Consider the following 14,153-nt stretch of genomic DNA (forward strand, 5'->3'; position numbering starts at 1 on the left):
GCCGTTCTAGAAAAGAACCGTCGCGTACTGCCCGACCTGCTGGAAGCCGATCTTGCGATAGGCGGCGAGCGCCGGGCTGTTGTAGGCGTTGACGTACAGGCTCGCGGTGCGGTTCATCCCGCGGACGAGCCTGGTCACCACGGACGCCGTCCCGGCGGTGCCGAGGCCGCCGCCCCGGCGTTCCGGATGCACCCAGACCCCCTGGATCTGGCCGACGGTGGAAGACATCGCGCCGATCTCGGCCTTGAAGACGACCTCGCCGTCCTCGAAGCGCGCGAACGCCCGGCCGCCGGCGATGAGCTCCGCGACGCGGGCGCGGTAACCGGCGCCGCCGTCGCCGTTGCGGGGGTCGACGCCGACCTCTTCGATGAACATGGCTATCGCGGCCGGGAGATACCTGTCGAGTTCTTCCGGGCGCACCGCGCGGACCGCCGGATCGGCGGCGACGGACGGGACCCCGTCGAGCGCCATCAGCGGCTGGTCGTGCCGGACTTCGCGGGCGGGGCCCCATTCCGGCTCGAGTTCGTCCCAGAGCCCCAGAACCTGCTCGGCCGGGCCGACCAGTGACGAACAGGTCCGCTGGCGGCGCAGGGCGCGATCGGCGAAGGAGCGCAAGGCGGAGACGTTGCCGCGCAACGGGATCAGATTCGGCCCGGAGAAGCACAGCCCCTGGAGCCTGCCCGCGCGCACCGGCCGGGAATCGGCGGCCCAGAGCTCACCACCGAGCCGCCAGGGGTCGAGACCCGCGGTCTCCACCCTGGCACTCACCATGCAGCTGCCGACCGGGTCTGTGGCGAGCGCGGCACGGACCGCCGGATAGTCCCGATCATCGAGCAGCCGTGCACCTGCAAGCCGCAACACCACTCCAGGGTGCCAGATGAGCGGCGTAAACGGAACGCAAGCTTGGCGACACGCTGAGAGAACCTCAGCAGGTCGGACCCCACAAGCGCCAGGAACGGTCCTTTCCTTGCAAGTTTTGCAAGGAAAGGACCGTTCCCGGCGTGGTCTCGACCATTCAGCCGACGGTGACGGTGGGCTCTCCCTCGCCGATCGTCTGACCGGATTCCTCGGCGATCCGCATCGCCTCTTCGATCAGCGTCTCGACGATCGCGTGCTCGGGCACGGTCTTGATGACCTCGCCCTTGACGAAGATCTGGCCCTTGCCGTTACCCGAAGCGACACCGAGGTCCGCCTCGCGAGCCTCGCCAGGGCCGTTGACGACGCAGCCCATGACCGCGACGCGCAGCGGGACCTCCATGCCCTCGAGTCCGGCGGTGACCTGCTCGGCGAGGGTGTAGACGTCGACCTGCGCGCGGCCGCACGACGGGCAGGAGACGATCTCGAGCTTGCGCTCCTTGAGGTTCAGCGACTGCAGGATCTGGATCCCGACCTTGACCTCTTCCACCGGCGGCGCCGAGAGTGACACGCGGATGGTGTCGCCGATGCCCTGGCGCAGCAGCGCGCCGAAGGCCACGGCCGACTTGATGGTGCCCTGGAACGCCGGGCCCGCCTCGGTGACACCGAGGTGCAGCGGGTAGTCGCACTGCTCGGCGAGGATCTCGTACGCGCGCACCATGACCACCGGGTCGTTGTGCTTCACGGAGATCTTGACGTCGTGGAAGTCGTGCTCGGCGAACAGCGACGCCTCCCACAGCGCGGACTCGGCGAGCGCCTCCGGGGTCGCCTTGCCGTACTTGTCCATGATCCGCTTGTCCAGCGAACCCGCGTTGACGCCGATCCGGATCGGGGTGCCGTGGTCCTTCGCGGCCCGCGCGATCTCCTTGACCTGGTCGTCGAACTTGCGGATGTTGCCGGGGTTCACCCGGACGGCCGCGCAGCCCGCTTCGATCGCGGCGAAGACGTACTTCGGCTGGAAGTGGATGTCGGCGATCACCGGGATCTGCGACTTCCTCGCGATCGCGGGAAGCGCCTCGGCGTCGTCCGCCGACGGGCACGCGACGCGCACGATGTCACAGCCCGCAGCGGTCAGCTCGGCGATCTGCTGCAGGGTCGCGTTGACGTCCGAGGTGAGCGTGGTGGTCATCGACTGCACCGAGATCGGGTGCTCGCTGCCGACGCCGACCGGCCCGACCTGCAGCTGTCGGGTCTTGCGACGCTCGGAGAGGACGGGAGGAGGAAGCGCTGGCATACCTAGAGCGACAGTCACGACGTCAAGCGTACCTACCCCGATCGGCGGACATCCACGACGTCAGCCGTCACGGTGAGCAGCATTACCTGGGCAGCCCAACCGTGCTGACAGCGCGCTCCGTGATCGCCCCTCCGCGTCACTGGAACAGCTTGACCGGATTCACGATGTCGGCGGTGACGGTGAGCAAAGTGACCGCGCCACCGATGAAGACGAGCACCATCGTGATCGAAGAAAGCTTCGTGTAGTCGACCGGTCCGCCCGGCCCCTTGCCCCGCATCTTCCGGAACAAGTCCCGGACCCGCTCGTACCAGACGACCGCGATGTGACCGCCGTCGAGCGGGAGCAACGGCAGCAGGTTGAACACGCCGATGAAGAAGTTCAGGCTCGCCAGCAGGAGGACGAAGACCTCCCACAGCCCGCGCTCGGCGGCCTCGCCACCGATCCGGCTGGCGCCGACGACGCTGACGGGAGTGTTCGGGTCACGCTCGCCGCCGAAGATGGAGTCCACCACGGCGGGGATCCGAGACGGGAACTCGATCAGCCGCTTGGCGGTCTCGGAGAACATCGTCCCGGTGAAGTCGAAGGTCGCCCCGATCGCGTCGACCGGACCGTAGGTCGCCACCAGTGACTTCGCCACCGGCGAGGCGCCGATCATGCCGACGTCCTTGACCGTGGTCTTGTTCTCCCCGTCGGCCACCAGCCGCTGCACACGCGGCACGTCGACGGTCAGGTTGAGCCGCTGTCCGTTCCGCTCGACGACGAACGGCGTCGGGCCGTTGGCGACCTGGACGGCGGCGAGCATGTCGGTCCAGGCCGGGGTCGGCTTGCCCGCGACGGAGATGACCTTGTCGCCTGTCTGAAGGCCGGCGGTCTTCGCGGGGGTGGGGGCGCCGGGCGGGCAGGACTTGTCGTTCAGCTGCTCGACGGTGGTGGCCGCCCGCGCACAGGATGTGGCGCTGATCACCGGCTCGACGGGGGCGGCCTGCGCCGCCGGATTCGGCAGGCCCATGGTGACGGCCATCAGGTAGAGGATGATGAAACCGAGGATGAAGTGCATCGCCGAACCCGCCGACATGACGACGGTGCGCTTCCAGGTCTTGAAGCGCCACATCGCGCGCTTCGACTCCTCAGGAGTGACCTCGTCGAGCGCGGTCATGCCCGCGATGTCACAGAACCCGCCGAGCGGGATCCACTTCAAGCCGTACTCGGTCTCGCCGCGACGGAAGGAGAAGACCGTCGGCCCGTAGCCGACGAAGTAGCGCCGGACCTTCATGCCGAAGGCCCTGGCCGCCCACATGTGACCGGCCTCGTGCAGTGCGACCGACAGGCAGATGCCCAGCGCGAACAGCACGATCCCGAGAATGAAGACCACGCGCTACTTCCCCTTACCGATCAGCGCACCGGCACGCGCGCGAGCCCAGCGCTCGGCGGCCAGTACGTCATCCACGTCGCGAGGTTCGCGACGCCATTCGTCGGCGGCTTCCACCACCTGGGCAATAGTGTCCACAATCGAGGTGAAACCGGTGTTCTGTGCCAGGAAGGCGGCCACCAGCTCCTCGTTCGCGGCGTTGTAGACCGCCGGGACGCAGCCACCGACGGTTCCGGCGTGCCTCGCCAGCTCGACGGCGGGGAACGCCTCGTTGTCCAGCGGCTCGAAGGTCCAGCTCGCGGGCTTGTCCCAGACGCACGCCGCCGCGGCGCCGGGAACGCGATCCGGCCAGTGCAGGGCCAGCGCGATCGGCAGCCGCATGTCGGGCGGGCTGGCCTGGGCGATCGTCGAGCCGTCCACAAAGGTCACCATCGAGTGGATGATCGACTGCGGGTGGACGACCACGTCGATGCGATCGGTCTCGATGTCGAACAGGAGCTTCGCTTCGATCAGCTCCAGCCCCTTGTTGACCAGGGTGGACGAGTTGATCGTGATGAGCGGGCCCATCGACCAGGTCGGATGCGCCATCGCCTGCTCGACGGTGACGTCTGCCAGCTCCTCGCGCTTGCGGCCGCGGAACGGGCCGCCCGAGGCGGTGAGCACCAGCCTGGCGACCTCGGACTCGCGGCCGGCGCGCAGGGCCTGGGCGATCGCGGAATGCTCGGAATCGACCGGGACCAGCTGACCGGGCTTGGCCGCGGCCAGGACCAGGGGCCCGCCCGCGATCAGCGACTCCTTGTTGGCCAGCGCGAGCGTGGCGCCGGTGGCGAGCGCGCGCAGGGTCGGCGGGAGCCCCTGGGATCCGGGGAGCGCGTTGAGGACGACGTCGACGGGGACGGCGTCGATCATCTCGACGACCGCGTCGGCCCCGGCGAAGATGCGCGGGAGCTTGAAGTCGCCCCGGTTGTAGCCGCGCTTCTGCGCCTCGGCGTACAGCGCGAGCTGCAGGTCTTCCACGGCCGTCGGCCTGCTGACGGCGACGGCGTCGACCTGGTGCGCCAGGGCTTGCGCGGCCAGCGCGGCGGGATCGGAGCCGCCCGCGGCGATCCCGGCGACCCGGAACAGGTCCGGGTTGCGGGCCGCGACGTCGAGGGCCTGGGCGCCGACCGAACCGGTCGAACCGAGCACGAGCACACTTCGCGAGGTAGTCATCGGGTGTCATTGTCGCGCGGGGCCCGTCGGGCGCGTGCAGCCAGGTGTGGGATCATTCGCGGGCAAGCGAACCATCGGGTTTTGAGGAGTTGATCGTGGCGAGCAAAGCGGTCGAAAAGCGCGGCCGGGTGGGCGTCGACACCGTCGACCCCCGCGACGAGCCGTCGGCCGAGTGGGGCTGGCACGGTTCCTTCCCGAAGGCAACGCGGATCGCGGGCTGGCTGAGCGCGATCATCCTGCTGGTGATGCTGTACGGCAACCACCACGGCTGGACCGAGAACCTGTGGCTGATCGGGCTGTCGCTGACGCTGATGTTCGGCCTCGTGCTGGACATCCGCAAGCAGCGCACGGCCTGGCGCAAGTAGTTCCTTCACGGCTCAATGGCCCTTGTCCACTCTGGTGGGCAGGGGCCATTCGCCGTTCCGGGCCCAGAGCTCGCCGACGATCTTGACCGCGTCGTCGGCCTCGACCCCGTAGCGATGCCGGTACTTCGCCGCCGGCCGCTGGATCGCCGCGGCGACGTCCCCGATGGCGACGTCGTTCCAGGCGCCGTTCGGGAAGAACTGCCGCATCACGGCGAGGAACCGGCTGGTCGCCCACGCCGGGTCCGTCCGCTGCTCGAAGCTCCCCCAGCTCGCGCGCTGCTGGAAGAGCCCGACCGAGTCGCCGAGGCCGCCGTCGAGGTTGGCGATGCTCGACTCGACGATCACCGTCGCGATCGCGATGGCGGCCGCGCGTTCGTTGAACCCCGATCTCTGGACGGTTTCGACGACCGCTCTGGCGCACGAGGTGTTGTACGGGTTCATGTAGCCGCGCATCTTGGTGGCGAGTTGCTGGTTGAGGTCTTGGGCGACGTCGTTGTCGTCGGCGGACGCGCCCGCCTGGGCGCAGGGCAGGGCGATGTGGTCGACCTGGTCGGGCTGGATCTCGGTCGGCGGCAGCGGGGTCAGGCCGACGGCGGCGGCGAGGTACAGGGCGGCGAGTGAGCTCAGCATGTGCGGTGGCCGTTCGGTGCGGTGGGTCGTGAGTGGCGAATCGTGTTCTAACCCGAATCGCCACTCACGACCACCTGGACCGACGCCTGCACCGCGCGCCTCACCCGCCCGAGTCCGTGAAGGCCTCCTTCACTACCTTCAGGGTAGGCAAGGAGGCCTTCACGGACCGAACCCGCGGCAAGTGCGGTGCGCGCGCGTGAAGCGCTACCCGGCGACCACCCTTTTGGGTTAAGTTCCCCCTCATGAAGCTGCGCTGGGGTGTCACCGCCGTCGTCTCCGCTCTCGCCGCCGTCGTGCTGCCCGGTGTGGCCTCGGCCGCCCCCGCAACCTCTGCGGGTTCGCTGCCGATCGTGCGCTGCGAGTTCACGCCGACGCCCGAGAACCCCGCGGCCCGCCCGGTGTTCCGGCCGATCCCTTTCACGCTGACCCGCGGCACGATCGACGTCACGTTCCGCTTCAACTACGGCCCGGTGACCGTGCGCCTGAACCGCGCGGGCGCCGCTCCGTGCGCCGCGCACAACCTGGCGAGCCTGGCGCTGCAGCGCTTCTACGACCACAGCCAGTGCTGGCGCCTGACGAACTCCTCCCGCCTCGGCGTCCTGCAGTGCGGCGACATCTACGAAGCCGAGAAGGGCGGGCCGGGCTACAAGTTCCCGGACGAGGTCGACGGCACCGAGACCTACGAACGCGGCACCATCGCCATGGGCAACCAGGGCGCCGGCACGAACGGCAGCGAGTTCTTCATCGTGCACTCGTTCGCGAACATCCCGAAGAACTACTCGGTGATGGGCAAGGTCGTACGGGGCATGGACGTGCTGGACAAGATCGTGGCGAACGGCATCATCCCGACGGATCCGAACGGTCCGCAGGACGGGCTGCCCGCGAAGCCGGTGAAGATCCAGAAGGCGACCGTCGGTTTCTGATCCTGGCTCGCATCACGGCTCACAGCGGACGAAGTCAGGAATCCCTTCCGCGTCTTGGAAGGACTGAATCGGCACCCCTTCCGGGGCCCGCGCGCGCGATATCTGAAGGCCGTGCAGACAAGCGCTGCACCAGAGGTAAATCGTCGCGAGGGGTGGCCGCGACCGTGGTCGCCCGGCGCAGGCCCGCGCCGCCCCGTCCCACAGTGCGGGAGGCCGAACCGGCCCTGGCCAGCGGCTGAGCAATTCAGGCGAAGTGCCCTTGTGGAGATCCGGTACTCTGGTCGCCAAGGTCGAGAGGCGCTGCAACGGACCATGGGGTCCGCCACGCTCGGCCCCGGACTTCACCGCAAGGGCGCCTCCCACCAATTGGGAGGAGCGCTGGATGGAAACGACCGCCCTGCGAAAGCTGCTGAACGAGCGCATCGTGGTGCTCGACGGCGCCTGGGGGTCGATGCTCCAGAACGCCGGTCTCAAACCCGAGGATTACCGCACCGAGCGGTTCCAGGATCACCCCCGTGACATCACCGGCGACCCCGATCTGCTGAACATCACCAGACCGGACGTCGTCCTCGACATCCACCGCCAGTATCTGGACGCGGGCGCGGACATCACGACGACGAACACGTTCACCGCCACCACGATCGGCCAGGCGGACTACGGGCTCGAAAACCTCGCGTACGAGATGAACCTCCGCGGCGCCCAGATCGCACGCGAGGCGGCGGACGCCGCGGGCGGGAAGTTCGTCGCCGGATCCGTCGGACCGCTGAACGTCACCTTGTCGCTGTCGCCCAAGGTCGAGGACCCGTCGTTCCGCGCGGTGACCTTCGACGAGGTGTACGCGGCGTATGCCGACCAGATCAAGGCGCTCGCCGAAGGCGGCGTCGACCTGCTGCTGATCGAGACGATCTTCGACACCCTCAACTGCAAGGCCGCGATCTCCGCCGCCCGCGACGTCGCACCGCATCTGCCGCTGTGGATCTCGGTGACGATCGTCGACCTGAGCGGCCGGACGCTGTCCGGGCAGACGGTCGAGGCGTTCTGGAGCTCCATCGAGCACGCGGAGCCACTGCTGGTCGGCGTCAACTGCTCGCTGGGTGCCGAGGAGATGCGCCCGCATATCGCCGAGCTGTCCAACCTCGCGGGCACCTACACGGCCTGTCACCCCAACGCCGGCCTGCCGAACGCGTTCGGCGGCTACGACCAGACGCCCGACGAGACCGGCGCGCTGCTCGGCGACTTCGCCACGGCTGGGATGGTCAACGTCGTCGGCGGCTGCTGCGGCACGACCCCCGCACACATCAAGGGGATCGCCGACGCCGTCCGAGGGATGGCGCCGCGGCACGTCCCGGAGCCGAAGCCGCACACCCGGTTCAGCGGCCTGGAGCCGTTCGAGATCGGCAAGGACACCGGGTTCGTCATGATCGGCGAGCGGACCAACGTCACCGGATCCGCCAAATTCCGCAAGCTGATCGAGGCCGACGACCACCAGGCCGCCGTCGACGTCGCGCTGGAGCAGGTCCGGGGCGGGGCGAACCTGCTGGACGTCAACATGGACGCCGACCTGCTCGACAGCGAAAAAGCGATGACCACGTTCCTGAACCTCATCGCCACCGAACCCGAGGTCGCCCGGCTGCCGATCATGATCGACAGCTCGCGCTGGACGGTCCTCGAAGCCGGGCTGAAATGCGTGCAGGGCAAGGGAGTCGTCAACTCCATCAGCCTCAAGGAAGGCGAGGAGCAGTTCCTCCAGCAGGCCAGGCGCATCCGCGACTACGGCGCGGGCGTGGTCGTCATGGCCTTCGACGAACAGGGCCAGGCCGACACCGCCGACCGGAAGGTCGAGATCTGCGGGCGTGCCTACGATCTGCTGACGCAGAAGGCCGGTTTCGTCGCCGAGGACATCATCTTCGACCCGAACGTGCTCGCGGTCGCGACCGGTATCTCCGAGCACAACGGGTACGCCAAGGCGTTCATCGACGCGCTGCCGCGGATCAAGGAACGCTGTCCCGGCGTGCGCATCAGCGGCGGTATCTCGAACCTCTCGTTCTCCTTCCGCGGCAACAACGTCGTGCGCGAGGCGATGCACTCCGCCTTCCTGCTGTACGCGGTGCGCGCCGGGCTGGACATGGGCATCGTCAACGCCGGGCAGCTCGCGGTCTACGAGGACATCCCCAAGGATCTGCTGGAACTGGTCGAGGACGTGCTCTTCGACCGCCGCGAGGACGCCACCGACAGGCTGGTCACGTTCGCGGAAACGGTCAGTGGCAAGGGAACCCAGCGCGTCGTCGACCTCTCCTGGCGGGAGAACCCGGTCGAGGCGCGGCTCAGCCACGCGCTGGTGCACGGCATCGTCGATTACATCGAAGAGGACACCGAGGAAGCGCGCCAGAAGCTCCCGCGGCCGCTCGAAGTCATCGAAGGTCCCTTGATGGACGGCATGAAGATCGTCGGCGACCTGTTCGGGTCCGGCAAGATGTTCCTGCCCCAGGTGGTCAAGAGCGCGCGCGTGATGAAGCGGTCGGTGGCCTACCTCGAACCGTTCATGGAGGCCGAGAAGGAGAAGGCCCGTCTCGAAGGCCGGGTCGAAACCCGCCAGGGCAACGGAAAGGTCGTCCTGGCGACGGTCAAGGGCGACGTGCACGACATCGGCAAGAACATCGTCGGCGTCGTCCTCGGCTGCAACAACTACGAGGTGATCGACCTCGGCGTGATGGTCCCGGCCTCGGTCATCCTGGACACCGCCGTCTCCGAAGGCGCCGACGCCATCGGGCTCTCCGGCCTGATCACGCCGTCGCTGGACGAAATGGTCAACGTCGCCACCGAAATGGAGCGGCGCGGGCTGAAGCTGCCGCTGCTGATCGGCGGCGCGACCACGTCACGCCAGCACACCGCGGTCCGCATCGCGCCCGCGTACGAGAAGACGACCGTGCACGTCCTCGACGCCTCCCGTGTCGTCGGTGTCGTCGGTGAGCTGCTCGACCCGGACCGCGCGGAGCTCCTCGACAAGAAGAACCGCGAGGACCAGGAAGAGCTGCGCGTGCAGCACGCGAACAAGCAGCGGACCCCGTTGCTGACGGTCGAGCAGGCCAGGGCCAACCCGGAGAAGGTCCCCTTCGACGAGGTCCCGACGCCCGCGTTCACCGGCGTCCGGTACGTCTCGCCGACGCTCACCGAACTGCGCGAGATGATCGACTGGACCTTCCTGTTCCTGGCCTGGGAGCTGAAGGGCAAGTACCCGGCGATCCTGGACAACCCGGTGGCGCGGGAGCTGTTCGACGACGCGAGCACCCTGATGGATCAGATCATCGCCGAGGAGCGGTTCCAGGCCAAGGGCGCGTACGCGTTCTGGCCCGCGCACTCCGAGGGTGACGACATCATCCTGGACTGCGCTGATGCGCCCTCGGCGGGAAAGAGTGCCTCGGGCGGCGGTCTCAAGTTCCCGATGCTGCGCCAGCAGACCAAGAAGCCCCTGCAGCGACCGAATCGTTGCCTGTCCGATTACATCGCTCCGGCGGGTGCGGGCGACCACCTCGGCGGGTTCGCGGTCACCATCCTCGGTGCCGAGGACTTCGCCGCCGAGTTCGAGGCGAAGCACGACGACTACCGCGCCATCATGGTGAAGGCGCTCGCGGACAGGCTCGCCGAAGCGTTCGCGGAGTACATCCACCTCCAGGCACGGCGGGAGTGGTTCGAACCGGACGCCGAGCCGAAGCTGGAGGATCTGCACGCCGAAAGGTTCCGCGGCATCCGCCCCGCGCTCGGGTACCCGGCGAGCCCGGACCACAGCGAGAAGCAGGAGCTGTTCGACCTGCTGGACGCGGGCAGCTTCGGCATGGCGCTGACGGAGTCCTTCGCGATGACGCCGGCGGCGAGCGTCAGCGGGCTGATCTTCGCCCACCCGGACGCGCGGTACTTCACCGTCGGACGGCTGGGCAAGGACCAGGTCGAGGACTACGCGGTCCGCCGCGGCGTCGAACTGTCCACTGTGGAGCAGTGGCTGCGCCCGAACCTCGCCTACGAGCCCGAATGACACAATGATCGGGTGACTGCCGAGGGCTCGGACTTCCTGCAGCTGGACATCGGGGACGCACCACCGGGGCGCCGGTCGGACTGGCTGGCGTCGCGGTTGCGGCACGCCATCTCCGACGGGCGCCTGCCGGTCGGCAGCAGGCTGCCCGCGACCAGGGCGCTGGCCGCGGACCTGCGGGTTTCCCGCGGCGTGGTCACCGAGGCCTACCAGCGGCTGGTCGAGGACGGCCACGTCGCCGGACGTGGCCGCGCGGGCACCGTCGTCGTCGCGGCGCCCGCGAGGACGAAGGAGCAAACGACGCACGGACCCCCGTCGGCGGGCACGATCTTCCAGCCCGCTCCGGGGATCGGCGTCTTCGACTCCCTGCGGTCGACCCCGGCGAAGATCGACCTGTCCCCCGGCGTCCCGGACCTGACAGCCTTCCCCAGGACGGCCTGGCTCCGCGCCGAACGCACCGTGCTCAACGACCTTTCGGCGGCGTCCTTCGGCTACGGCGACCCGAGGGGCGCGCCCGCGTTACGGCTGGCCATCGCGCACTGGATCGCCCGCACCCGCGGCATCACCGCCGACGCCGACGACGTCCTGATCGTCGCCGGCGTCGCGCAGGGTCTCGGGTTGCTGGCCCAGGTGCTGGGCGACAACGGGATCTCCGAGATCGCCGTCGAGGACCCGAGTTCGCTGGGCGCGCGGCAGCATCTGCACGACCGGAGGCTGGCGACCCCGCCGATCCGGGTCGACGAAGACGGGATCGACGTCGGCGAGCTCGTCCGCAGCGGTGCGCCCGCCGTGCTGCTCACGCCCGCGCACCAGTTCCCGACCGGTGTCGTGCTCGGCGGGGAACGCCGCCGCGAACTCATGCGCTGGGCCGCGGACGGCGGGCTGATCATCGAGGACGACTACGACGCCGAGCACCGTTACGACCGCCCGCCGGTCCCCGCGCTGCGCTCGATGCTCGCCGAACAGGTCTGTTACGCGGGGAGCGTGTCGAAATGGCTCGCGCCCGCGCTCCGGGTGGGCTGGATGCTGGTGCCGCCGCGCTACCGGGACGAGGTGGTCGCGGCCAAACGGTTCGCCGACCTGGGCAACGCCGTCCTCCCGCAGCTGGTGCTCGCGCATCTCATGGAATCCGGCGAGATGGAACGGCAACTGCGGTTCGTGCGCAAACGGCATCGCCGACGGCGGGACGCGATGATCGACGCGCTCCGGGCGCATCTCCCGGACGCGGTCGTGCACGGCGCGGCCGCCGGGCTGCACCTGACGATCACCTTCGACGCCGAGTTCTCCGACCTCGACTTCGCCGCCGCCGCGCTGGAGCAGGGCGTGAAGGTGCAGCCGCTGTCGTGGCACTGCCAGCGGCCGATGAATCCGGGTCTCGTCCTCGGCTACGGGTCCAGCCCGGCGAGCGACATCGCCGAGGGCATCGCCACCCTCGGCAAGATCAGGCGCTAGCCCGCGAACTGCGCGAGGAAGGCCAGGAGCACGGCCGGGTCTTCGACGTGGGCGTTGTGGCCCAGACCGGGGAGTTCGGCGGAAGCCGGGCTGAGGGCGCGAAGCTGGTCGATGCGGCTCATGGGGTCGTGCTCCCCGGCGGCGAGGGCGACCGGGCAGCGCGCCGCGCCGAGCAGGCCGGGCATGTCCGGCGCGCCGACGGCGAACGCGTGGGGGTCCAGGGCCAGCCGCCAGCCGCCTTCGGTTTCGACGACGCCGTCAGGATCCGCTTCGGCCAGCCCGGTCAGGCCGGCGATCTTGAGAAACGCTCGTTCGGCGTCCTCCCTGGTCAGGAACACCCTGGGCGGTTTCGCCGCCATGTCGGCCGCTTTGGCGAGGTCGGATTCGCTCCATTCGACTTTGACGCCGACCGCGAGCAGCCCTTCGACCGGAAGCCCGAACCACCCGCTGGCCAGGGCGAGCCCGACCACACCGCCCAGGGAATGGCCGATCACCAGCAGCGGACCGCGTTCCGGCAGGGCGTCGGCGACCGCCCCGGCGAGGCTTCCGAACGAGTAGTGCGCCAAGCGCGGTGACGCCCCGTGCCCTGGCAGGTCGGGGGCCAGCCAGCGGTAGCCGGGCTGCAGCATCAGGCCGTCCCAGACCGCGCCCGTCGCGCCGAGGCCGTGCAGCAGGAGCACGGCCGGGCCGTCGGTTCCGGCGGTGCGCATCTTCAGTGGTTCCACCGGACGGATCTTTCCGCAGTCCCCCGTCGCCGGGCTAGTGTTCGAAGCCGTGATCACCGATCCGGACACTTACACCCGTGGCGTGCCGTACGAGCACCTCGCGGCGCTGCGCCGGGAGTCGCCGGTCGTACGGGTGGACGATTTCTGGGCCGTGCTGCGGCATTCGGACGTCAAGCAGGTGCTGAAGAACCCGAAGCTGTTCTCGTCGCGCCTGGGCGGGACGCAGATCCGGGACCCGGCGACCGAACAGGACCTCGGCTACGTCCGGCGGATGATGCTCAACATGGACCCGCCCGAGCACGCCCGGCTGCGGGGCCTGCTCACCAAGGCTTTCACGCCGCGCGCGGTCGGCAGGCTGACCGAGCGGATCCAAGGCTGGGCACGGTCGCTGATCGCCGGGGTCAAGGCCGATGGCCACTGCGATTTCGCGGCCGTCGCCGCCGATCTCCCGCTGCTGACGCTGGCCGAGGTCTTCGGGATCCCCGAACAGGACCGGCGGCTGATGTACGACTGGAGCAATCGCGTGATCGGCTATCAGGACGCCGACTACGCGGTGAGCGCGACCGTCGACGCGGGCGACGTCACCGATCTGGCGCGGGCGGCGCTGGCCGTGCGACCGGTTCCGGGACCGGACGGCGCGATGCCCGATCCGCGCACCCGCGCCGGGATGCCGGATCTCTACGCCTATGCCACCGCGCTCGGCGAGTACAAACGCCGTAGTCCCGGCGACGACGTGATGAGCAATCTGATGGGCCACGTGGAAGACGGCGGCCGGGTCTCGATCGCCGAGTTCGAGAACCTGTTCTGGCTGTTTTCCGTGGCGGGCAACGAGACGCTGCGCAACGGCATCCCCGGCGGGATGCTCGCGCTGCTGTCGCATCCGGATCAGTACCGGCGGCTGCTGGCCGACCGTTCGCTGCTTCCCGGCGCGGTGGAAGAGATGCTGCGCTGGTGGTGCCCGGTGATGCACTTCCGCCGGACCGCGACCGAGGACGTCGTCCTGTCCGATGTGGACATCCGGGCGGGCGACAAGGTCGTCGTCTGGTTCTCCGCCGCGAACCGCGACGAGTCCGTTTTCGCGGATCCGGACCGCTTCGACATCGGCCGTACGCCCAACGATCACCTGACGTTCGGGCACGGCCCGCATTTCTGCCTCGGCGCGCAGCTCGCGAGGGTGCAGCTGCGCGCGATGTTCGAAGCGGTCCTTGACCTGCTCGGCGAGGTCGAACTCGCCGGTGAGCCGGTGCGGTTGCGGTCGAACTTCCAGAACGGGCTGAAGTCCCTGCCGATCCGCTGGTGAG

General features: G+C 69.1%; 11 protein-coding genes. 5 read left to right on the top strand and 6 right to left on the bottom strand.

The genetic code is table 11. From position 1 onward, the window contains the following. Nucleotides 1-6: 6 nt before the first annotated feature. The 4 genes from AMYAL_RS0106645 to dxr all read right to left on the bottom strand — a co-directional run bounded on the left by AMYAL_RS0106645 (nt 7) and on the right by dxr (nt 4,730). On the bottom strand, nt 7-861 hold the full coding sequence (locus AMYAL_RS0106645; protein WP_026466801.1) for a GNAT family N-acetyltransferase: 855 nt from the start codon (nt 859-861) through the stop codon (nt 7-9). A 154-nt stretch (nt 862-1,015) separates the two neighbouring features. After that, nucleotides 1,016-2,167: a flavodoxin-dependent (E)-4-hydroxy-3-methylbut-2-enyl-diphosphate synthase gene (gene ispG, locus AMYAL_RS0106650; protein ID WP_026466802.1), complete on the bottom strand. Its 1,152-nt coding sequence runs from the start codon at nt 2,165-2,167 to the stop codon at nt 1,016-1,018. A gap of 118 nt (nt 2,168-2,285) precedes the next feature. Then, nucleotides 2,286-3,521, bottom strand: coding sequence for a M50 family metallopeptidase (locus AMYAL_RS0106655; RefSeq protein WP_020630531.1), 1,236 nt, complete (start codon nt 3,519-3,521; stop codon nt 2,286-2,288). Between the two features lie 3 nt (nt 3,522-3,524). Next, nucleotides 3,525-4,730 carry a 1-deoxy-D-xylulose-5-phosphate reductoisomerase gene (dxr, locus tag AMYAL_RS0106660; protein WP_026466803.1) on the bottom strand — a complete coding sequence of 402 codons (1,206 nt, stop codon included), beginning with the start codon at nt 4,728-4,730 and terminating at the stop codon, nt 3,525-3,527. Nucleotides 4,731-4,825: 95 nt separating this feature from the next. Between dxr and AMYAL_RS0106665 the strand changes: the two genes are divergently transcribed. Further along, nucleotides 4,826-5,095: a DUF2631 domain-containing protein gene (locus tag AMYAL_RS0106665; protein WP_026466804.1), complete on the top strand. Its 270-nt coding sequence runs from the start codon at nt 4,826-4,828 to the stop codon at nt 5,093-5,095. A gap of 12 nt (nt 5,096-5,107) precedes the next feature. On the opposite strand, the gene AMYAL_RS0106670 is transcribed toward AMYAL_RS0106665, so the two are convergent. After that, the gene (locus AMYAL_RS0106670) at nt 5,108-5,725 is read right to left on the bottom strand and encodes a hypothetical protein (RefSeq protein ID WP_020630534.1); all 618 of its coding nucleotides are present in this window, start codon (nt 5,723-5,725) and stop codon (nt 5,108-5,110) included. 242 nt (nt 5,726-5,967) lie between these two features. Here AMYAL_RS0106670 and AMYAL_RS0106675 point away from each other — a divergent pair, with 242 nt between their 5' ends. The 3 genes from AMYAL_RS0106675 (at nt 5,968) to pdxR (ending at nt 12,127) form a co-directional block, all read left to right on the top strand. Beyond that, nucleotides 5,968-6,648, top strand: coding sequence for a peptidylprolyl isomerase (locus tag AMYAL_RS0106675; RefSeq protein ID WP_020630535.1), 681 nt, complete (start codon nt 5,968-5,970; stop codon nt 6,646-6,648). A gap of 382 nt (nt 6,649-7,030) precedes the next feature. Beyond that, the gene (gene metH, locus AMYAL_RS0106680) at nt 7,031-10,678 is read left to right on the top strand and encodes a methionine synthase (protein WP_020630536.1); all 3,648 of its coding nucleotides are present in this window, start codon (nt 7,031-7,033) and stop codon (nt 10,676-10,678) included. Nucleotides 10,679-10,690: 12 nt separating this feature from the next. Next, nucleotides 10,691-12,127 carry a MocR-like pyridoxine biosynthesis transcription factor PdxR gene (gene pdxR / locus AMYAL_RS0106685; protein ID WP_020630537.1) on the top strand — a complete coding sequence of 479 codons (1,437 nt, stop codon included), beginning with the start codon at nt 10,691-10,693 and terminating at the stop codon, nt 12,125-12,127. On the opposite strand, the gene AMYAL_RS0106690 is transcribed toward pdxR, so the two are convergent. Continuing rightward, nucleotides 12,124-12,852 (bottom strand): alpha/beta fold hydrolase, encoded by a 729-nt coding sequence (locus AMYAL_RS0106690; RefSeq protein ID WP_020630538.1) that lies wholly within the window; start codon nt 12,850-12,852, stop codon nt 12,124-12,126. The genes pdxR and AMYAL_RS0106690 overlap by 4 nt on opposite strands. Before the next feature lie 49 nt (nt 12,853-12,901). On the opposite strand from AMYAL_RS0106690, the gene AMYAL_RS0106695 reads away from it, so the two are divergent. Beyond that, entirely contained in the window at nt 12,902-14,152 is a 1,251-nt protein-coding gene (locus AMYAL_RS0106695) for a cytochrome P450 (RefSeq protein WP_026466805.1), read from the top strand. The last annotated feature ends 1 nt before the right edge of the window (nt 14,153 follow it).

Origin of the sequence: Amycolatopsis alba DSM 44262 (assembly GCF_000384215.1) — a bacterium.
GTDB lineage: Bacteria > Actinomycetota > Actinomycetes > Mycobacteriales > Pseudonocardiaceae > Amycolatopsis > Amycolatopsis alba.

Coding starts and splice junctions, on each gene's coding strand:
- dxr (WP_026466803.1), bottom strand. CDS start 4,730: ATGACTACCTCGCGAAGTGTGCTCGTGCTCGGTTCGACCGGTTCGGTC.
- AMYAL_RS0106670 (WP_020630534.1), bottom strand. CDS start 5,725: ATGCTGAGCTCACTCGCCGCCCTGTACCTCGCCGCCGCCGTCGGCCTG.
- AMYAL_RS0106675 (WP_020630535.1), top strand. CDS start 5,968: ATGAAGCTGCGCTGGGGTGTCACCGCCGTCGTCTCCGCTCTCGCCGCC.
- metH (WP_020630536.1), top strand. CDS start 7,031: ATGGAAACGACCGCCCTGCGAAAGCTGCTGAACGAGCGCATCGTGGTG.